General features: G+C 68.2%; 19 protein-coding genes. 12 read left to right on the plus strand and 7 right to left on the minus strand.

Going from position 1 to position 19,490, the window contains the following annotated elements; genetic code table 11:
- The 3 genes from JL108_RS17210 to JL108_RS17220 form a co-directional block, all read left to right on the plus strand.
- On the plus strand, positions 1-347 hold a 347-nt coding region (locus JL108_RS17210; RefSeq protein ID WP_205199365.1), incomplete at its 5' end, for an LPXTG cell wall anchor domain-containing protein.
- Between the two features lie 88 nt (positions 348-435).
- Positions 436-1,773, plus strand: coding sequence for a hypothetical protein (locus tag JL108_RS17215; RefSeq protein WP_205199366.1), 1,338 nt, complete (start codon positions 436-438; stop codon positions 1,771-1,773).
- A gap of 42 nt (positions 1,774-1,815) precedes the next feature.
- Positions 1,816-1,986, plus strand: a complete 171-nt coding sequence (locus JL108_RS17220; RefSeq protein ID WP_185973108.1) for a hypothetical protein — start codon at positions 1,816-1,818, stop codon at positions 1,984-1,986.
- A 9-nt stretch (positions 1,987-1,995) separates the two neighbouring features.
- On the opposite strand, the gene JL108_RS17225 is transcribed toward JL108_RS17220, so the two are convergent.
- Complete coding sequence (locus JL108_RS17225; RefSeq protein WP_205199367.1) at positions 1,996-4,320, minus strand: hypothetical protein; 2,325 nt, start codon at positions 4,318-4,320, stop codon at positions 1,996-1,998.
- A 199-nt stretch (positions 4,321-4,519) separates the two neighbouring features.
- On the opposite strand from JL108_RS17225, the gene JL108_RS17230 reads away from it, so the two are divergent.
- Entirely contained in the window at positions 4,520-4,963 is a 444-nt protein-coding gene (locus tag JL108_RS17230; protein ID WP_307837310.1) for a GNAT family N-acetyltransferase, read from the plus strand.
- Positions 4,964-5,062: 99 nt separating this feature from the next.
- A complete protein-coding gene (gene lpdA, locus JL108_RS17235) occupies positions 5,063-6,460 on the plus strand; it encodes a dihydrolipoyl dehydrogenase (protein ID WP_143913716.1) in 1,398 nt (465 codons plus the stop codon).
- Positions 6,461-6,582: 122 nt separating this feature from the next.
- Here the strand turns inward: lpdA and JL108_RS17240 are convergent, their stop codons facing one another.
- Positions 6,583-7,332, minus strand: coding sequence for a helical backbone metal receptor (locus JL108_RS17240; protein WP_143913715.1), 750 nt, complete (start codon positions 7,330-7,332; stop codon positions 6,583-6,585).
- Positions 7,333-7,461: 129 nt separating this feature from the next.
- Here JL108_RS17240 and JL108_RS17245 point away from each other — a divergent pair, with 129 nt between their 5' ends.
- From JL108_RS17245 to JL108_RS17270, 6 genes are all read left to right on the plus strand, one after another.
- Positions 7,462-8,085 (plus strand): LysE family translocator, encoded by a 624-nt coding sequence (locus JL108_RS17245; RefSeq protein WP_205199369.1) that lies wholly within the window; start codon positions 7,462-7,464, stop codon positions 8,083-8,085.
- A gap of 67 nt (positions 8,086-8,152) precedes the next feature.
- Complete coding sequence (locus JL108_RS17250) at positions 8,153-9,472, plus strand: heparan-alpha-glucosaminide N-acetyltransferase domain-containing protein (RefSeq protein WP_205199370.1); 1,320 nt, start codon at positions 8,153-8,155, stop codon at positions 9,470-9,472.
- Positions 9,473-9,482: 10 nt separating this feature from the next.
- Positions 9,483-10,313 carry a 1,4-dihydroxy-2-naphthoyl-CoA synthase gene (gene menB, locus JL108_RS17255; protein WP_205199371.1) on the plus strand — a complete coding sequence of 277 codons (831 nt, stop codon included), beginning with the start codon at positions 9,483-9,485 and terminating at the stop codon, positions 10,311-10,313.
- A gap of 218 nt (positions 10,314-10,531) precedes the next feature.
- A complete protein-coding gene (locus JL108_RS17260) occupies positions 10,532-11,401 on the plus strand; it encodes an ABC transporter substrate-binding protein (protein WP_205199372.1) in 870 nt (289 codons plus the stop codon).
- Positions 11,398-12,258 (plus strand): amino acid ABC transporter permease, encoded by an 861-nt coding sequence (locus JL108_RS17265; protein ID WP_143913711.1) that lies wholly within the window; start codon positions 11,398-11,400, stop codon positions 12,256-12,258. Before JL108_RS17260 ends, JL108_RS17265 begins: the two co-directional genes overlap by 4 nt.
- A gap of 1 nt (position 12,259) precedes the next feature.
- Positions 12,260-12,988 (plus strand): amino acid ABC transporter ATP-binding protein, encoded by a 729-nt coding sequence (locus JL108_RS17270; RefSeq protein ID WP_205199373.1) that lies wholly within the window; start codon positions 12,260-12,262, stop codon positions 12,986-12,988.
- Positions 12,989-13,083: 95 nt separating this feature from the next.
- On the opposite strand, the gene JL108_RS17275 is transcribed toward JL108_RS17270, so the two are convergent.
- The 4 genes from JL108_RS17275 to icmF form a co-directional block, all read right to left on the minus strand.
- A complete protein-coding gene (locus JL108_RS17275) occupies positions 13,084-13,575 on the minus strand; it encodes a flavin reductase family protein (protein WP_143913709.1) in 492 nt (163 codons plus the stop codon).
- A gap of 171 nt (positions 13,576-13,746) precedes the next feature.
- Positions 13,747-14,244 (minus strand): thioesterase family protein, encoded by a 498-nt coding sequence (locus tag JL108_RS17280; RefSeq protein ID WP_143913708.1) that lies wholly within the window; start codon positions 14,242-14,244, stop codon positions 13,747-13,749.
- Between the two features lie 131 nt (positions 14,245-14,375).
- On the minus strand, positions 14,376-14,819 hold the full coding sequence (locus tag JL108_RS17285) for a hypothetical protein (RefSeq protein WP_205199374.1): 444 nt from the start codon (positions 14,817-14,819) through the stop codon (positions 14,376-14,378).
- A gap of 89 nt (positions 14,820-14,908) precedes the next feature.
- The gene (icmF, locus tag JL108_RS17290; RefSeq protein ID WP_205199375.1) at positions 14,909-18,097 is read right to left on the minus strand and encodes a fused isobutyryl-CoA mutase/GTPase IcmF; all 3,189 of its coding nucleotides are present in this window, start codon (positions 18,095-18,097) and stop codon (positions 14,909-14,911) included.
- Between the two features lie 90 nt (positions 18,098-18,187).
- On the opposite strand from icmF, the gene JL108_RS20335 reads away from it, so the two are divergent.
- Positions 18,188-18,676, plus strand: coding sequence for a MarR family winged helix-turn-helix transcriptional regulator (locus JL108_RS20335; protein WP_275888716.1), 489 nt, complete (start codon positions 18,188-18,190; stop codon positions 18,674-18,676).
- Between the two features lie 286 nt (positions 18,677-18,962).
- On the opposite strand, the gene JL108_RS17300 is transcribed toward JL108_RS20335, so the two are convergent.
- Complete coding sequence (locus tag JL108_RS17300) at positions 18,963-19,490, minus strand: dihydrofolate reductase family protein (protein WP_205199376.1); 528 nt, start codon at positions 19,488-19,490, stop codon at positions 18,963-18,965.

The raw sequence follows: 19,490 nt of genomic DNA on the forward strand, positions 1-19,490 counted from the left end.
TGACTGCTGATGACGAGGGTGGTGTTCCGGCCGATACGTGTGTCACGGTTCCTGAGGGCACTGAGCCTGGTGACTATGAGGTCGTTGGTTCTGATGACAACGGCGCCGAGGTGACCGACACGATCACCATCGGAGCCACTGATGGTGGTGGCGACGACAACGGCGACGGTGGCGACAACGGCAGCGGTGGCGACAACGGCAGCGGTGGCGACAACGGCGGCTCCGATGGCAAGCGCACACTGCCGACCACCGGCTCGTCGACGGGAGTTCTGTTGGCCTTCCTCGCCGCTGCCCTGATCGCCAGTGGAGTCATCGCGCGGCGGAAGGCAGGTTCCATGGAAAGCTGACGACCGAGAGAACATTTCGACACGCGACTGAGGGCCGGCTCGTGCGAGCCGGCCCTCAGCCGCCGCCGACTGCTGAAGGCGACATCGCATGAAGAACAGAGCTTCGCTCGCTCTCACCGGAATCGTCACCGCGTTCACCATGGCTGCGTGCACCCTGCTCGGCTCCGACTCGGAGAGCGCGGATGCCGTGGAGGACGAGGCCGTGGTGAGCTGCGGCGACACCGCACACGCCATCTCCAGGACGTTATCGAGCGGGGTCACCTGGGCCATGTGCTGGGCCGTCGATCCCCAACAAGGGCTGGTACTCACCGATATCCACGTGTCCCCACCGGACGGCGAGCCCATCCAGGTCATGGAGTCGATGGCGATCGCCCAGCTCGAGGTGCCCTATGACACAGGCGAGCGCAGCACCTTCGATATCACCAGCGCTGGCTTCGGAGGCCGCAAGATGCACACGCTCACCGAAGCAGAGTGCACCGGAGACCACATCGCTGTCGCCGTCCCCGATATCGGGGACGGTTCCTACGGCAAGTCGCCCGAGCGGGAGGTTCTGTGCTCGGAGGTAGCGGAGGCTGGGCTCGCCTATCGCTCACACGACGGTGCCCGACTCACGGCTGATCGCAAGAACGACTGGCGCATATGGACGATCTCGAAGGTCGGCTGGTACGAGTACATCACCCAGTACACCTTCGGTGCCGACGGTTCCATCACACCCTCTCTCGGCGCGACCGGCGATCTCTCACCCGTCGACTACAGCGATGAGCGTCACGGCTGGGATGTCGGAGAGGAACACGAGTCAGAACACGCTGCCAATCACTCTCACAATGTCGTCTGGAAGATGCACTGGGCACTGGCGGGCGGTGGTGACGTCGCCGTCGAGCAGTTCGATGCCGAGCGCACCGGCCAGATCGGCCCCGAGGCGCCGATCCTGGACGCGCAGCTCGCTCCGATCGAGCGACCGGCGACGGCGGTTCAGGCGGATCGCCGCTGGTGGCGGGTGAGCAATCCGGCCGAGACCAACGACGACGGCCACCCCGTCTCCTATCAAATCGACGTCGGCAGCACCGATTCCTTCACCTTCACCCCCGATGAGCAGGAGCACGGACACGACGCCGGGTATGACATCGCGTTCACCAACTACGACGAGTGCCAGGTCTTCGCCAGCAAGAACCGGGGTGCGTGCGGTTCCGGCGTGCTCGACTATGTCGCCCAGTCGCACGATAAGGCTCTCGAGGATGTGGTCGCCTGGGTTGCCGTCGGCTATCACCACGTGCCCCGAGACGAGGATCAGTCCCCTATGGAACTCCACTGGCAGGGCTTCTCGATGACCCCACGGGATCTGACCGCCCAGCGTATGGATGTCCCCGACGGCCGCGGCGAGGTCAACGGCAAGCCCGACGACTACGACGGCCCCATCCCTGAGTGAACGCAGGGGGAGTCGCGCCCCCCGGCCGGTACGGTGCATCACATGGACCTGCGCACCGTGTTCTTCGGCGTGGTGATCGGACTCGCCGTCGGTCTTCCGCTGTGGGTCGCCACCGATATGGCGATCTTCCTGTTCGGCGGTCTCGCGGCCGGCGTCGGACTCAGCCTCGCGCTGACCTGGTCGCCGGACGATCACGACCGCGGCGAGCACTGAGCCCCATCGTCACCACCAGGTGTCGTCGAAGTCGACGACCACCTCGCCACCCTCGATCGAGATCGAGCCGTCGAGCGCGAACTCGATCTCCTCGGGATCGGGGTCGTCGTTGAAGAGGCCCGGATTGGGGCGGATCGTGATGACGGCGTCCTCGGCGCGGAAGCCGTCGAGCTCCAGCCTCTCGAAGTCCTCCGGCTGCGTGGTGACCGTCAGCTCGGCAAGGTCGTCGTCGCGCACGGCGGACGGGCAGACATCGTCCATATTGGTGGGCGGCGTGGCACACTGCTCGACCCTCGCGCGGACCTGTTCGAGCACCGCCTCCCGGAGACCGTCACTCGGCTCGGACTCCAGCATGGCGTCGGCACCGGCGCCGCCGGGAGTCGCCCGCAGCGTGACAGCCTCGGTGCTGACGTAATCGGACTCCGGCGCGCTGACCTCGTAGATGCCCGGGTAGGCATACAGCTCGGCGCCGTACTCGCTCGATCCGAAGAAGCCGGAGCTCTCGTCCAGTGTCACCTCGGCGTCGCCCACGAGAAGAGAGTCCTGGGCGTCGCTGCCCAGCGTGACCGGAACGAGCAACGGGTCATCGAGCGTCCAGGTATCGAGCACGCCGAAACGCTTCTCGCCGCCTCGCACCTCGAAGGTGTGCTCGAACCGTTCACCGTCGAGGGACAGCGAGGCGGTCACCGTGGCCGAGTCGCTCCCACGGTCGTCGACGCGCACCTCGCCGACCTCCAGCAGGGCCGCACCGCTCATCGCCGCGTCGCTCAACAGCACGCGCTCGTCGGAGGCGATGCCCGGATCGACCAGCTCGCCGGCGGCCTCGGCCTGGCCATCGGCCAGCAGCGCGAGGTAGTCCTCGACGGTGCCGGCCGGACTGCGCTGAGCGTTGACGATCGACAACGCGACGAAGAAACCGCCGACGAGCAGCACGAGCCCGGCGATCACACTGCCCGCTATGACCACGCGCCGCTTGGTGCGCGGATCCATCGGTGCGGGCCCCGTGACCGGTACCGGATCGGGGGTGGCGCCGTCCGAGAGGACGATGGTGGCCTCGGCGTCATCGGCCTCGTCGGTGCCGAGGGGCAGCACCGCGGTGGCCTCGGTGCCGTCATCGAGCGGAGCCTCGTCCGACGAGCCGGCCGGTGGTGGACCGTGCAGCCAGCGCGACGTGGCGGCCGATCCGGCGATCAGGGCCGTCAGGCGAGGGGAGAGAGCGTAGGCGACGGCGGGGGCGAACTCGGCGCCGGCTGAGACCAGTGCGGCCGCGATCGCGACGGTGAAGGGCGTCCACCAGGCCAGGCCGATGCCGATGTGGCCGAATCCGCCGGCCGACATCCGGATACCCGTCGCCAGCGCGGCCAGCAGGACCCAGACGAGCAGGGTGATCGCGGGCAGCTGCCAGGTCCGCGACCACACGGGCACGGACGACCGCTCGCGATGTATGCCCAGCCGTACCGCGCCGACGGCGAGCAGAATCACCGCCAGCAGAATGCACCACGCTCCGTGCCCGTCGGCGATGTCCCACGCCCAGCCGATCTCGGTGGAGGCGCCGGTCTCCGAGAGGGTCATCGCGCCCAGATGCGCCAGTGCGATGACCGCGGCGACCAGGTTGCCGAGCATGGGTGGGATCGCGAGCAGCGTGATCGCGTTGTCATCACGGACGAGGGCGATCGCCACCGCGACCACGGCGACGGGTCCGAACACGCTGAGCCACAGCGCGTGGAGGCGCACGGTCTCGCGCAGTGCGGTGGTCACCGGGTGGGGTGCGGCACCGACGGCCGCGCGCCGGCCGGTGGCGGCGCCGATGGCGACGACCAGGGCGGTCACGAGCCACGTCGTGAACCAGCGCGGACGCGCCGAGAACTGTCCGAAGAAGTCGAACTCGGCGGCGCCGACCGAGGCGAATGCGGTCAGGATCGTCAGTGCCGTGGCGGCCGTGACCGCCTCGACGACGGTGCGGGCGACGCGCCCGATCGCCGCGAGCCCGTGTTCCTCCGCCGTGCCGCGCCGGGTGAGCGCGTGCACGGCACCCCAGGTGGCGAGCAGGGTTCCGAGCGAGAACACCGTGACGCTGATCGTGGATCCGAGGATCCCCGCCGACACGCCGGCCCCGAGGGCCATGCCGGCGAAGGTCAGCACACCGCCGAAGACCGTGCCGGCCGAGGCGAGGTCGCCGGCCGGGGCGACGAGCGCGACCGTGTAGAGGACTCCCGAGAAGATGGCCGTGACGAGGACCGCGGCGGTCACGAGACCGAGACGGGTGAGGCCGGCGGGGGAACGCAGCCACGGCACCAGCGTGGCCAGGCTCGCCGCGCTCTCGGGACTCAGCACAGCGGAACTCTGGGAGGGCTGTGAGACCGGCGCGGACTCGGGCCGCGGGTCTTCGGAAGGCACATCAGTCATAGCGGACGTGACCCTACTAGAAATCGCCGACATGTCTCACTGTCCCGCTCGGCCCACGAGACTGTCGGCCCGAGCCGTTATCGTCGCGGACAGTGAAGCGACCATCTCCCCGAGGAGGAGGAAGACGGTGTCCGACTATGAGTTTTCGGCCGACCCCGGTCGTGTCGATCGTGCCCGTGTGCACGGCTGGCTGACCGAGCTCTCCTACTGGGCCAAGGGGCGTGACCGTGCCGTCACCGACGCGGCCTTCGACGGATCCCGGCTCTTCGGTCTCTATGAGGTCGGTACCGGTGAGCAGGCCGCGTTCTGTCGTGTGGTCACCGATGGCGCGACCTTCGCCTGGCTCGCCGATGTGTTCGTCGATCCCGACCGGCGTGGAGCGGGTCTGGGTCAACGGCTCGTCGCCGAGGTGCTGGCCGTGCTCGAACCGCTGCGGTTGCGCCGGGTCCTGCTCGCCACCGCCGACGCACAGGGACTCTACGCCCGGCACGGGTTCGGCGCGCTGCCCGATCCCGAGCGGTGGATGGTGCGTCCCAGCACGCCTGTCGCCTCGTCCGCGACGGTCGACTGAAAGGGTCCTCGCGCACACTGTTTCGCCGGGCTACCGGGGCGTCGCGACACCGCGGCGCTTGCTAGGTTGGAGGGCGACCGAATCTTCGAAGGGGAGTCCATGTCCAACCGCTTTGACGTCGTGGTGCTCGGTGCCGGCCCCGGCGGCTACGTGGCCGCGATCCGCGCCGCCCAGCTCGGCAAGTCCGTCGCGATCATCGAGAGCAAGTACTGGGGCGGCGTGTGCCTCAATGTCGGCTGCATCCCGTCCAAGGCGCTCCTTCGCAACGCCGAGCTCGCCAATATCGTCAACCATGAGGCAGACGTCTTCGGCATCAGCGGCGACGTCTCCTTCGACTTCGGCAAGGCCTTCAGCCGCAGCCGCGAGGTCGCGGAGGGGCGCGTCAAGGGCGTGCACTTCCTGATGAAGAAGAACAAGATCACCGAGTTCGACGGTCGCGGCACGTTCACCGGCCCCAACTCGATCGAGGTCGCCCTCAACGACGGCGGCACCGAGACCATCGAGTTCGACAACGCGATCGTCGCCACCGGCTCGCGCGTGCGGATGCTCCCCGGTGTCGAGAAGTCCGACAACGTGCTCACCTACGAAGAGCAGATCATGCGCGAGGATCTCCCCGGATCCATCGCGATCGTCGGCGCGGGTGCGATCGGCATGGAGTTCGCCTACGTGCTGCGCGCCTACGGCGTCGACGTCACCATCATCGAGTTCCTCGATCGCGCGCTGCCCAACGAGGATCCCGAGGTCTCCAAGGAGATCACCAAGGCCTACAAGAAGCTCGGTATCCCGATCCTCGCCTCCACCAAGGTCGAGGAGGTCACCGACAACGGCGACGACGTGACGGTCCGCTACTCGGGCAAGAAGGGCGAGGAGACCATCACGGTCGACCGTGTCCTGGTCTCGATCGGCTTCCAGCCCAATGTCGAGGGTGTCGGCCTCGACGCCGCCGGCGTCGAGCTCACCGACCGCGGCGCCATCGCGATCGACGAGCGGATGCGCACCAATGTGCCGCACATCTACGCGATCGGCGACGTCACCTCCAAGCTCATGCTGGCCCACGTCGCGGAAGCGCAGGGGGTCGTGGCGGCCGAGACGATCGGCGAGGCCGAGACGATGGAGCTCGGCGACTACCGGATGATGCCGCGCGCCACCTTCACCACGCCGCAGGTCGCCTCCTTCGGCCTCACCGAGGAGCAGGCCAAGGAGGAGGGCCACGACATCGTCGTCGCCAAGTTCCCCTTCACGGCCAATGGCAAGGCGCACGGGCTCGGCGACGCCACCGGTTTCGTCAAGCTGATCGCCGACAAGGAGCACTACGAGCTGCTCGGCGGCCACCTCATCGGGCCTGACGTCTCCGAGCTTCTGCCCGAGCTCACGCTCGCGCAGAAGTGGGACCTGGGTGCCCTCGAGCTGGCCCGCAACGTGCATACGCACCCGACACTCAGCGAGGCCCTGCAGGAGTCCTTCCACGGTCTCGTCGGCCACATGATCAACTTCTGATCGCGAACCTGGTTCCTAACCCGTTGAGTGGGGGTCTCTCCCACGAGCGCAGCGAGTAGGGGGAACGTTTGGACGGTGATTTCGCAAGAATCACCGTCCAAACGTCCCACTCAACGGGCTCGTCAGTTCAGGAGGGACTCGAGTTCCTCGCGGGCGGTAAGCAGGCTGGGGCCGTACCAGGTGAGGGACCGGCCCGAGCACAGCACCGTACGCACGTTCGAGAAGGCCTCGGGGCCGTCGTCGGCGGTGAAGACATAGGGCTCGTCGGGCAGCAGCACGAGGTCGATGTCGTCGCGGTCGATCTCGCTCAACTCGACGTGCGGGTAGCGGTCCTCGTGCTTCTCGAAGACATTCTCCAGGCCGAGTCGCTGCATGACATCGCCGGTGAATGTGGATGATCCGACCACCATCCACGGATCGCGCCACACGGCGACGGCAGCTCTCCCTCGCGGCGCGGACGCCGGCGTGGCCCACGCTTCCTCGGCAGTGGTGAGCCAGTCGGGCACACCCCAGGACAGCCCGTCGGTGAACAGCCGACGCATCGAGGAGAAGGCCTCGTCGAGGGTCTCGATGTGCGTGACCCAGACCGGGATCCCCTCGGCGCGCAGGCGTTGGACATCGAGTTCGCGGTTCTCCTCCTGATTGGCGACGACGAGGTCGGGACGCAGCGAGGAGATCAGGTCCAGGTTGGGGTTCTTGGTGCCGCGGACTCGCGTGACGTCCAGTCCGGCGGGGTGCGTGCACCAGTCCGTCGCGCCGACCACCGCGTCCGGTTCGGTCACAGCCATGGCCTCGGTGAGCGACGGAACCAGACTGACCACACGGCGCACGGGTCGGCGGGTGATCAGCTCGGCTCCGAGGTCGTCACGCATGACTCCAGCCTAGAATGCGTGGCCCAGCGGACGACTCGGAGGCGTCACGAGGTCTGAATCCCGCCAGCTTCGGCGGTGGCTTTCACGAAGACTCACCCCTATGGCATCCCGGACGACGATCGAGTCGACATGAGTGCGGACGATGTCACCGCGCTGGTGCTCTTCCTCTTCCCCTTGGCATACAGCCCCGGCCCGGGCAATGCGATCTTCGCCGCCATCGGAGCCATGCGAGGTGTGAGGGCCGCGCTCCCGGCGCTCGCCGGATATCACGTCGCGACCTTCCTGATGACCGCGCTGATCGGTGTCGGCATGGGCGTCGCGCTCGTGCGACATCCGATCGTCGTGGACGTGCTCGTCCTCCTCGGCAGCATGTACGTGGCGTGGCTGTCCTGGACCTTCCTCCTCGCCGCGCGGTCCCCGGCGGCGTTGCGAGCTGGGTCGCTCGCCGCGCCGCGCCTCGGCTTCTGGACAGGAGCTGCGGTACTGCTTCTCAACCCGAAGGCGTACTACATCGTCGTGGTGATGTTCACCCGGTTCCTGTGGTCGCCACCCGGCGGCGATGTGGCGACGGCCTTGGTCATCACGACCATCTTCACTGTGAACAATCTCGTCGCGTTCGTCGTCTGGGCGATGGCCGGGCGCGGGTTGGCAGCGCTGTTTCGGAGTCCGCGCGCCGCCCGACGACTGAACTACCTGTTCGCCTCGGTTCTCGGCGCGGTCGCAGTGTGGATGGCGATGCCGTTACTCGGTTGAGGAGATCGGCGCCGATGGCGGCGAACGCGCTGATCTCGACGGTCCCGTCATCCACTACCCTTCTGCGGTGACCATCGCCTCGTCCCAGCGTTCTCGCCTCGTCGGTCGGCTCATCTCCTTCGGCCGTCCGCCCCGCGTCATGGGACTCGATATCGCCCGCGGGCTGGCCGTGATCGGCATGATCGGGGCGCATATGGGCAGCACCCCCGATCTGGTGTGGTCCGACCCTCAGACGTGGGCGGGTGTGGTGCACGGCCGCTCGGCGATCCTCTTCGCCGTGCTCGCCGGGGTCTCGATCGCACTCGTCACCGGTCGCACGGTCCCGCCGGCACCCGAGGAGCTTCCCGCGGTCCGTCTCCGGCTCATCGGCCGCGGTGCCGCGATCTTCGCCATCGGCGTAGCCCTGGAGCTGCTCGGGACCGGCGTCGCCGTCATCCTCACGTTCTACGGCGTGCTCTATGTGGCGGCCATCCCGGTGCTGCGCTGGTCGCCACGGCGGCTGTTCCTCGCCGCAGCCGGGCTCGCGCTCCTCGGTCCGCCCGTCCTCGCCGCCATCCAGCTCCTGTCGCTCTACGCCACCGGCCCGGGAACCGACCTCGTCGTGTCGGGCGTCTACCCGATCACCGTCTGGCTCGTCTTCGTGCTCGTCGGCCTCGGCCTGGGACGGCTGGGGGTCGACCGGATGCGCGTCGCGGTGGTCAGCCTCCTGGCCGGTGTGGTCCTCGCCGCGCTCGGATACGGACTCGGGGCGGCCGCCGAGCACATCGTCGACGGGGAGCCCGGAGACTCCGCGTGGTCATCATCCTCGAGCTTCGCCTCCCTGGATGACGGGACCTGGGGCGTTCCCGCGGACGAGGTCGATCTCGACGGTTACGTCTGCGACGTGGAGGAGGAGTGGGTCGGCTGCTATCCCGAGGAGACCGGCTCGTCCTCGGTCGACGAGGAGATGTGGGAGGAGCTCTCGTACTGGGAGCAGCTGCGCGACTCCGATCCGTGGAAGTCGCTCCTCTGGTCCACGATCTCGGTGCAACCGCATTCGGGAGGCATACCGGAGATCGTGGGCTCGGGCGGCTTCGCGCTCGCGGCGTTGGGCGGGTGCCTGCTGCTCGCCCGCCCCGGACGCTGGCTGCTGATCCCGCTGGCCGCGCTCGGATCGATGCCACTGACCGCGTATGCGGCGCACGTCGTCATCATCCTCGTGGTCGGTGGCGGGCCCATGGGATTCGTCAACAGCAATGCGACGTGGGGGTGGAGCACGCTCGGGCTGCTCATTGCCACGACCGTGTGGGCGCTCCTCTGGGGACGGGGACCGCTCGAGCGACTGGTGGGCCGCTCGGCCGGGGCGATGGCCGCGCCCCGCGGCGTCGAGGGTGTCCGGCCGGACTAGTCTGAGCGGCATGAGTGCTGCGACCACCTGGAACGTCTCGGGGGACTACTCCGATATCCGCTACGAGACCACGAGCGACGGCATCGCCAAGATCACGATCTGCCGTCCCGAGGTGCACAATGCGTTCCGGCCGCAGACCATCCGGCAGATCTCCCACGCGCTGAATGTTGCGCGCGAGGACGAGACGATCGGCGCCATCATCCTCACCGGCGAGGGCGACAAGGCCTTCTGCTCCGGCGGCGACCAGCGGGTACGTGGAGACTCCGGTTACAAGACCGATGAGGGGGCGACCGGCCGCTTCGACGTCACCGACTTGCACGTGCAGATGCGCCGCACCCCCAAGCCGATCTTGGCGGCGGTCGCCGGCTGGGCGATCGGCGGCGGGCACGTGCTGCACCTCGTCTGCGATCTGACCATCGCGGCCGACAACGCCCGCTTCGGTCAGGTGGGTCCCAAGGTCGGCTCCTTCGACGGCGGCTACGGCGCGAGCGTCCTCTCCGACCTCGTCGGACCGAAGAAGGCCAAGGAGATCTGGTTCCTGTGCCGTCAATACGACGCGCAGGAGGCTCTCGAGATGGGGCTGATCAACACGGTCGTGCCCCTCGCCGAGCTCGAGGCGACGGCCGTGGAGTGGTGCCGCGAGATGCTGCAGCGCTCGCCGTGGGCCATCCGACTGTCCAAGATGAGCTTCCACGCTTCCGAGGACGGTTACGCCGGCATCCAGCAGCTCGCGCATGACGCCAATCTGTTGTTCTACGGCCAGCCGGAGGCGCAGGAGGGTCGTGACGCCTACAAGGAGAAGCGCACGCCGGACTTCTCGCAGTTCCCGCGCCGCCCCTGAGCCGCACGTGGTGGCGGTAGACCATCAACCTCACCCGCGTCGTGGCGGTAGCTGGTCAACCGTATCGGGGCGTGGTGGGGTTGACGGTCTACCTCTGCCGCGAGGGTGAGGTTGATGGTGTACCGCCGGCCCGCGCACGGCTAGTCCGTTCGGGCCAGTTCTCCGAGCTGATGTGGCCACGCGTCGGCGACAGGCACGTCTTCCCTAGAATATTGCCCATGCGTTCCCCCCGAATCCTCGGTCTGTCGGCTGCCGCGGGCGTGCTCGTGCTCGCCTCTGCCTGCTCGCCCGCCGACGACAACGACAACGACTCCGCCTCAGCCACGCCCGGAGAGGGCGAGTGCTCGGTCGACAGCCTGCCCGTCAAGAACGACGGCACCCTGACCATCGCCACCGACGACCCCGCCTTCGAGCCGTGGTTCGCCGACAACGACCCGAGCAACGGCGAGGGATACGAGTCCGCGGTGGCCTATGCGGTCGCCGAGGAGCTCGGCTTCGCGGCCGAGGACGTCGAGTGGATCGTCGTCCCCTTCAACTCCTCGTACCAGCCCGGCGCCAAGGACTTCGACTTCGACATCAACCAGATCTCGATCAGCGAGGACCGCGAGCAGGCCGTCGACTTCTCCGAGCCCTACTATTCCGCCGCCCAGGCGATCCTCACGCTCGAGGACTCCGACTTCGCCGGTGCCACCAGCCTCGAGGAGTTCGCCGACGCCCGGCTCGGCGCCCAGATCGGCACCACCTCGCTCACCGCGATCGACCAGATCGATCCGTCCACCGACCCGCTCGTCTACGACGACACCGTCAAGGCGGCGCAGGCTCTCGAGAATGGTCAGGTCGACGCCATCGTGGCCGACCTGCCGAGCGCCTTCTACCTGACCGCCGCGGAGATCGAGGGCTCGACCATCGCCGGCCAGTTCCAGCCCGAGACCGGCGACTCCGAGGAGTTCGGCCTGCTGATGGAGAAGGACAGCGAGCTGAAGCCGTGCCTCGACGCGGCCGTCTCCGAGCTCAAGGACAACGGCACCCTCGACGACATCGAGACGCAGTGGCTTTCGGAGTCCGCCGACGTCCCTGAACTGCAGTGACCTCGCCCCCACCCGGGGCGGACCGCGTCCTCAGCGCCCGCCAGCTCGAACGCAATGCCTACCGCACGCGCCAGTCGCGCCGGAGGGCGACGATCGCCGCGGTGTCGACGATCGTGGTGCTCGGCCTGTTGGCGCTGGTCGTGGTCAACGCCCCGGGGTGGGAGCGGGTGCGCGTCACCTACTTCGACTGGGGGCACGCCAAAGAGTCGTTCCCCAAGATCCTGGACGCCTTCTGGCTCAACATCCGGCTCTTCCTGACGATCGAGCTTCTCGTGCTCGCCGTCGCGCTGTTGGTGGCCGTCATCCGGATCATCCCCTCGCCGGCGCTCATGCCGCTGAAGATCATCGCGGCGCTCTACACGGACATCTTCCGCGGCATCCCGACGCTGTTGATCGTGCTGCTGGTCGGATTCGGCGTCCCGGCGCTGAATCTCAACGGCATGCCGACCAGCCTGTTCTGGCTCGGCGTCATCGCCCTGACCCTGAGCTATGGGGCGTACGTGGCCGAGGTGCTGCGGGCCGGCCTGCTGTCGATCCACCCGACGCAGTGGGCCAGCGGCCGGGCGCTCGGCATGAGCTATCGCCAGACGCTGCGGCACATCGTGCTGCCGCAGGCGGTACGCCGGGTGTCGCCTCCCCTCATCAACGACTTCGTCTCCTTGCAGAAGGACACGGCGCTGCTGTCGACGATCGGACTGGTCGAGGCGTTGCGCGCGGCTCAGGTGTACTCGGCATCGACCTTCAACTTCACGTCGCTGTGCGTCGCGGCGGTCTTCTTCATCGTCGTGACGATCCCGCTCGCGCGGTTCACCGACTGGCTGACCATCCGATCGCTGCGACGCGAGAACGGGATCTGACATGCTGCGCATCCAGGACGTGACCAAGGCCTACGGCGAGCACGTCGTACTCGACGGGATCGATCTGTCCGTCGCGCGCGGCGAGGTCGTGTGCCTCATCGGGGCCTCGGGATCGGGCAAGTCGACGCTGTTGCGGTGCCTGGACCTGCTGGAGATCACCGATGACGGCGATATCTGGCTGGAGGACCGGGAGATCACCGATCCCTCGATCGATCCCGACGAGATCCGGCGCTCGATCGGCATCGTCTTCCAGTCCTACAACCTCTTCCCGCATCTGTCGGTGCTCGACAATGTGACCCTCGGGCCACGCCGTGTCCTGGGCCAGAAGCGGGCGGAGGCCGAGCGACGCGCGCACGAGTTGCTGGACCGCATCGGTCTGGACGGCAAGGCGAAGGCCTATCCCGATGCGCTGTCGGGCGGTCAGCAGCAGCGGGTCGCGTTGATCCGCGCGGTCGCGATGCAGCCGAAGCTGCTGTTGTTGGACGAGGTCACCGCCGCGCTCGATCCGATGCTCGTGGGCGACGTGCTCGATGTCGTGAAGGACCTCGCCGCCGACGGGCACACCATCGTCATGGCGACGCACGAGATGTCCTTCGCGCGTGAGTCGGCCGACCGGATCGTCTTCCTGGCCGATGGCCGCATCGTCGAGGAGGGCACACCCGAGCAGATCTTCACCGCGCCCCGGGAAGCCCGGACGCGCGAGTTCCTCGCCCGTCACCTGCCTGCGTGAGCTGAGCCCGGCTGCCGCCCGACTTTCGCCGGGTTGTGGCCCTTCGGGGAGCCTCCCGAGGGCAACAACCCGGCAAAAGCTGGACCCGGAGGGTCTCAGAAGGCCTGGTGGGTGCCGAAGGTCCGTTGCCAGTAGGCGAGCGGCCGACCGCCGGCGGCCTCGGCCTCCACGACATCGCCGAGCACCAGCGTGTGGTCGCCCGCGGGCACGAGGCTCGCCACGTCCGCGAGTACCCAGGCGTGGACATCGTGCAGTCGCGGGGCTCCGGCGTCCTCCCATGCGATATCGGCGAACCGATCGTGCACGTCCTTGCTGAAACGCAGTGCGATCTGATCGTGATGGGCTGCCAGCACATTGACCCCGAACTGTCCGCCCCGACTCAACCGGGCCAGCAGGCTCGAGGTGCGCGACAAGGACAGCAGCACCATCGGTGGGTCCATGGACAGCGACATCACTCCGCTCAGCGTCGTGCCGTGCGGGCGACCTCCGCCCGAGGAGGTCGTCACGACGCACAGGCCGGTCGTCATGTTCGCCATGGCGCGCCGCAGGGCGGTCTGCAAGGCGGGGTCGGTGCGGGTCACGGTCACGACCCCACACCCCCTTCGTAGCCGAGGAGGGCGGAGATGCTCGCGGGGACGGCGCCGTTGAGGGGAGCGGTCGTTGCCATGCCTGCAACAGTGCTCCGCTCGACTCCTCGCCGGAGCGCTGCTCACCCTGTGGTCAGGTGGCCCGCCGGTCCCGGATCTGTGCTAGACGGCTCAGCGGCGGATGGCGATCGCGCCGCTCAACGGCAGCTCGATGTCGACACAGTCGCCTTCGATCGCTGCCGCGATGAGGGCGGCGACATCGTCGGGGAAGGGCACGGGACGCCGGGTGCCGAAATCGACGTGGACGGCGATGCTCTCCATGACGCAGGCGAGCTGGCCGCGTGTTCGGTTGGTGATGAGAGCGGCCATGTGGATGGCCTTGGCACCGGCGTCGACGGCGACCGCGTGCACGCCGATCTCGTCTCCCTCGACTGCCTCGGCCAGATAGCGCAGATGCTGCTCGGCAGTGAACGTGCTGAGTCCGCGCTCGGCGATGTAGGAGTCGGGCATCCCGAGGTCCTGGCGGTTGCGATCCCACATCGCGTGTCCGCCGAAGGCGAAGTAGTGGCCGATGTTCATATGCCCGTTGACATCGAGATGCTCCGGGCCGACCACGTGCTCGGCGGTCAACGGCAGGAGAGAGATCTGCTCATAGGTGGCGGAGGGCACGGCAAGACCCTACCGGCTCATGCGCCACCCAGAGGTGAAACCCGAGCTCGCGGTGTCCTCGTGCGGCCCGCTGGGGCGAGGCGACGGATGGGTGGCCACGACGGACTCACCCACCCGCCTCGATGCGGTCTCTAGGCAGGGGGCGGGGTGTCGCGACGAGCATGCCGCGGGTCGCCCATGCCCCGATCCTGCGCCCGCTGAGTCTCGTGGTCGGGGCCCACCGGGCCGTCGGGGTCGAGCTCGTCGGCCTGTCGCAGCTGGTCGTCGGCGGCCGTGCGCGTCGACGACGCCTCCGCCTCGAGGGTCTCGGCCTGCGCGGCGAGGCGGTCGGCCTCCAACTGCGCCTGCTCGGCATCCGCCTGCGCCGTCGTGGCCTCCGCCTCCGCACGGTGCGCCTCGACATGGCCCTCGCGTGCGTTCTCGCGCAGGTCGGCGGCCTGCACGCGGCGCTGCTCACGCTGCTCCTGCTCGCGACGCTGCTTCGCCTGGGTGCTGTTGCGCAGCACGAAGGCGACGATCGCGATGATGACGAGGACGGCGACGATCGCGATCGCGACCCAGATCATGGTGTTCATGCGGTGCTCCCTTCAACGGGTGGATCCGCTCTCACCCTCCGCACCTTCGTACCGCACTCGTGGCCGCTCCGCTCGGTGAGAAAGACGGGTCAGGCGTTGCGCCGGTACTGTCCGCCGACCTCGAAGAAGGCATCGGTGATCTGCTGTAGGGAACATGCGCGTGCCGCATCCATCAGCGCCGCGAACACGTTCTCCCCGCCCGTCGCCGCCTCCTTCAGCCGGACCAGCGCCGCCTCGGCGTCGGTGCGGTGGGCGTGGTGGAAGCTCTCGAGGCGTTCGAGCTGGGACTGCTTCTCGGTCTCGGTCGCGCGGGCGAGCTCCACGGTGGGCGGCTCCTCGTCGGTGACCTGCGGACGGAACGTGTTGACGCCGATGATCGGCAGGCTGCCGTCGTGTTTGCGCTGCTCGTACAGCATCGACTCGTCCTGGATGCGGCCGCGCTGGTAGCCGGTCTCCATCGCCCCGAGCACGCCGCCGCGTTCGCTGATCGCGTCGAACTCGCGCAGCACCGCCTCCTCGACCAGGTCGGTGAGCTCGTCGATGATGAACGATCCTTGCAACGGGTTCTCGTTCATCGCCAACCCCCATTCGCGGTTGATGATGAGCTGGATCGCCAGGGCGCGGCGCACCGATTCGGCACTCGGGGTCGTGACGGCCTCGTCGTAAGCATTGGTGTGCAGGCTGTTGGCGTTGTCGTAGATCGCGGTGAGCGCCTGGAGCGTGGTGCGGATGTCGTTGAAGTGCATCTCCTGCGCGTGCAGCGAGCGGCCCGAGGTCTGCACGTGGTACTTGAGCTTCTGGCTGCGCTCGGCGGCACCGTACTTGTCGCGCATCGTCACCGCCCAGATGCGCCGTGCGACGCGTCCGAGCACCGAGTACTCGGGATCCATGCCGTTGCTGAAGAAGAACGACAGATTGGGGGCGAAGTCGTCGATGTCCATACCCCGCGCGAGATAGGACTCGACATAGGTGAAGCCGTTGGCGAGGGTGAACGCGAGCTGGCTGATGGGGTTCGCTCCGGCCTCGGCGATGTGATAGCCGGAGATCGACACCGAGTAGAAGTTCCGCACTCCCTCGTCGATGAACCACTGCTGGATGTCGCCCATCATCTTGAGGCTGAACTCCGTGGAGAACAGGCAGGTGTTCTGGCCCTGGTCCTCCTTGAGGATGTCGGCCTGCACGGTGCCGCGGACGGTCTGCAACGCACCCCGGCGCAGCTCCTCACGCTCGACGCTGTCGGGATCACGGCCCTCGCGCTCGCGGAAGGCGTCGATCTGCTGGTCGATGACGGTGTTGAGGAAGAACGCGAGGACCGTGGGAGCGGGGCCGTTGATGGTCATCGAGACGCTGGTGGTCGGAGCCGTCAGATCGAAGCCGTCGTAGAGCACCTTCATGTCCTCGAGGGTGGCCACCGAGACGCCGGAGGTGCCCACCTTGCCGTAGATGTCCGGGCGCAGATCGGGGTCCCGGCCGTACAAGGTGACCGAGTCGAAGGCGGTCGACAGGCGGGTGGCGGGCTGGCCCTCGCTCAACAGCTTGAAGCGCCGGTTGGTGCGGAACGGATCGCCCTCGCCGGCGAACATGCGCGCGGGGTCCTCGTTGTCGCGCTTGAACTTGAAGACCCCCGCGGTGAACGGGAAGAAGCCGGGCAGGTTCTCACCCCGCCAGAACCGCACCAGCTCCCCGTGATCGGTGAAGCGGGGGAGCGCGACCCGCGGGATGCTCGAACCCGACAGCGACTCACGGGTGAGCTGGGTATGGATCTCCTTGTCCCGGACCACCACGACCTGCTCGTCGCCGGAGTACGACTCGACGACGGCGGGCCACGTGGCGATCTGGTCCCGGACCTCGACCGGGAGCTCGGTCTCCGCGCGATCGGCTGCGGCGGCGACCGAGGTCTCACCCAGCTCGTCGGCGACCTCGCGGAAGCGCTGGGCGCGGGCGGCCTGCCGGGCGAGCTCCGCGGTCCGCGCGTGGTAGCCGCGCACGGTCTCGGCGATCTCGGCCAGATACCGCACGCGGTCGGGCGGCATGACGTGGTCCTCGTCGCCGGAATGACGCACCGAGACAGGGGGCAGTACCCCGGGCTCGATGCCGACGAGATCGCGCACGGCCTGATAGAGCGCGGTGACGCCGTCGTCGTTGAAGGTCGCCGCCGAGGTGCCGAACACCGGCATGTCCTCGGGCCTGGACCCGAAGGCCTCGCGGTTGCGCACGAGCTGACGACCGACGTCGCGCAGCGCATCCTTGGCGCCACGACGCTCGAACTTGTTGATCGCGACCACGTCGGTGAAGTCGAGCATGTCGATCTTCTCCAGCTGCGAGGCCGCCCCGAACTCCGGAGTCATGACGTACAGCGAGTGGTCGACGAAGGGCAGGATGCCCGCATCGCCTTGACCGATACCGGGAGTCTCGACGATGACCAGGTCGTTCCCGGCGGCCTTCAGCACCGCGATCGCGTCGGCGAGTCCTTCGGGGATCTCGTGTGCCCCGCGGGTGGCGAGCGAGCGGAAGTAGACGCGGTCACCGTCGAGCGCGTTCATCCGGATGCGATCGCCCAGCAGAGCGCCGCCGCCCTTGCGCCGCGTCGGGTCGACCGCGATGACGCCGATCCGCAGCTTGTCCTGCTGGTCGACGCGGAACCGGCGGACCAGCTCGTCGGTGAGCGAGCTCTTGCCGGACCCGCCGGTGCCCGTGATGCCCAGGACGGGTGCCGAGGAGGCGGCCGCGGCGGTCCGGAGTCGGGTGCCGAGGTCGCCCTCGAGGCGACCGGCCTCGGCACCGGAGACGGCCCGCGCGACGGCGGACCGTTCGCCCGCCATGACGGCGGCGGGGTCCGGTCGGTGGCGGTCCCACAGGTCGACATCGCATTCGGCGATGAGCTCGTTGATCATGCCGGCGAGGCCGAGCCGCTGACCGTCCTCGGGGGAGAAGATGTGCACACCGGCGTCTCGCAGCCGGGTGATCTCCTCGGGCACGATGACGCCCCCGCCCCCGCCGTAGACCCTCACATCGCTCGCGCCTCGTTCGGCCAGCGATTCCACGAGATACTCGAAGAACTCGACATGTCCGCCCTGATACGAGCTGACGGCCACGCCCTGTACGTCCTCCTCGACGGCCGCGTCGACGATCTCGGCGACCGAGCGGTTGTGCCCGAGGTGGATCACTTCGGCGCCCTGGCTCTGCAGGATGCGGCGCATGATGTTGATGCTCGCGTCGTGCCCGTCGAACAGGGCGGAGGCGGTGACGAAGCGAACCGGATGGGTGGGGACGTGCATGCTGACCTCGCTGGCTAGTTCCTAGGTCATAAAATAGTCGGACTTCCTACTAAATGAAAGTCAGGGGGCGGGTCGGTTAGGCTTCTGCGCATGGCGCCGCTGGAGTTCGACCCGATCGAGCGAGCCGGTGAGCTCTGGGAGGAGCATGTCGGCGATGCGACGGCCATGCGCCTGGTCACCTCGCTCATGCGGGCCCAGCAGCTGGTGCTCGCGCGGCTCGAGGCCGTTCTGAAGCCGCTCGGCATCACCTTCGCGCGCTACGAGGTGCTCCGGCTCCTCTCCTTCAGCCGCGCAGGCTCGCTGCCGCTGAACAAGATCGGCGAACGGCTCATGGTGCATCCCACCTCGGTGACCAATGCCATCGATCGGCTGGTGGCACAAGGTCTCGTGACGCGGGCCGTCGACGAGAGCGACCGCCGGCGGGTGCTCGCCGCCTTGACGCCGGAGGGGCGTGCTGTGCTCCGCGACGCCACCGAGGCGCTCGTCGCCATCGACTTCGGCGTCGACGGGCTGACGTCGGGTCAGCAGCATCAGGCCTATGACGTGCTCCGGGTGCTGCGCTCGACGGACTGGACCTGACTCGCCGCCTCGGCATGCGCAGCTGACCGGACAGGCGTAGACCGGAGGTCATGGCTCGTTCTGATGTCGAACTCGGGCGCATCGAGACCACGGTCCCGGCCCGCATGGACCGTCTTCCCTGGGCGCGCTGGCACTGGATGATCATCATCGGCCTCGGCTGACGGTCTCGAGGTGACGATCGGTGAGTAGGCGTCCGTTCCCGGGAGTGGGCGGTGCGACAGCGTCCGTTCGGCGTTAGGGAACGGACGCTGTCTCACCGCCCGGCTCACGCCCGCGATGACGAGGTTCAGTGCAGCACGCGGTACCAGTGCGCCGCGGTGCCCGGCTTGCGCTCGAGACGCACCTCCCGCCCGCCGGGATGCTCGAAGAGGCGGGTGCCGTCGCCGAGGAGGACCGGCGCGATGAAGACGAGGATCTCGTCGAGCAGGCCGGCCTCGTGGCAGCTACGCGCCGCCTCCGCGCCGAGGATGTTCACATAGCGACCCGAGGCGAGCTCCGTCGCCCGTTCGACCGCTGTCCGCACGTCATCGGTGACGAGGTCGACGCCGGGCTCGGGATCGACGAGCGTCCGGCTCAGCACGACGGCGGGGCCGCCGTAGGATCCGCCGAACGCGCCTTCGCTGTCCGTGCCGGCATTCGGGTCGTCGCCTCGATGTGTCCGGCCGCCCACCAGCAGGCAGCCGACCTCGGTCACGAGCGTGTCGGCTTCCGGGCTCAGGTCCTCATCGAGATAGGGGGTCAGCCATCCCATGTCGCCGTCGGGTCCCGCGATGAAGCCGTCGAGGGACATCGTGGCGGAGTAGAGGGTCGTCAT

This window comes from Aeromicrobium sp. YIM 150415 (assembly GCF_016918125.1).
In the GTDB taxonomy this organism is placed as follows: domain Bacteria; phylum Actinomycetota; class Actinomycetes; order Propionibacteriales; family Nocardioidaceae; genus Aeromicrobium; species Aeromicrobium piscarium.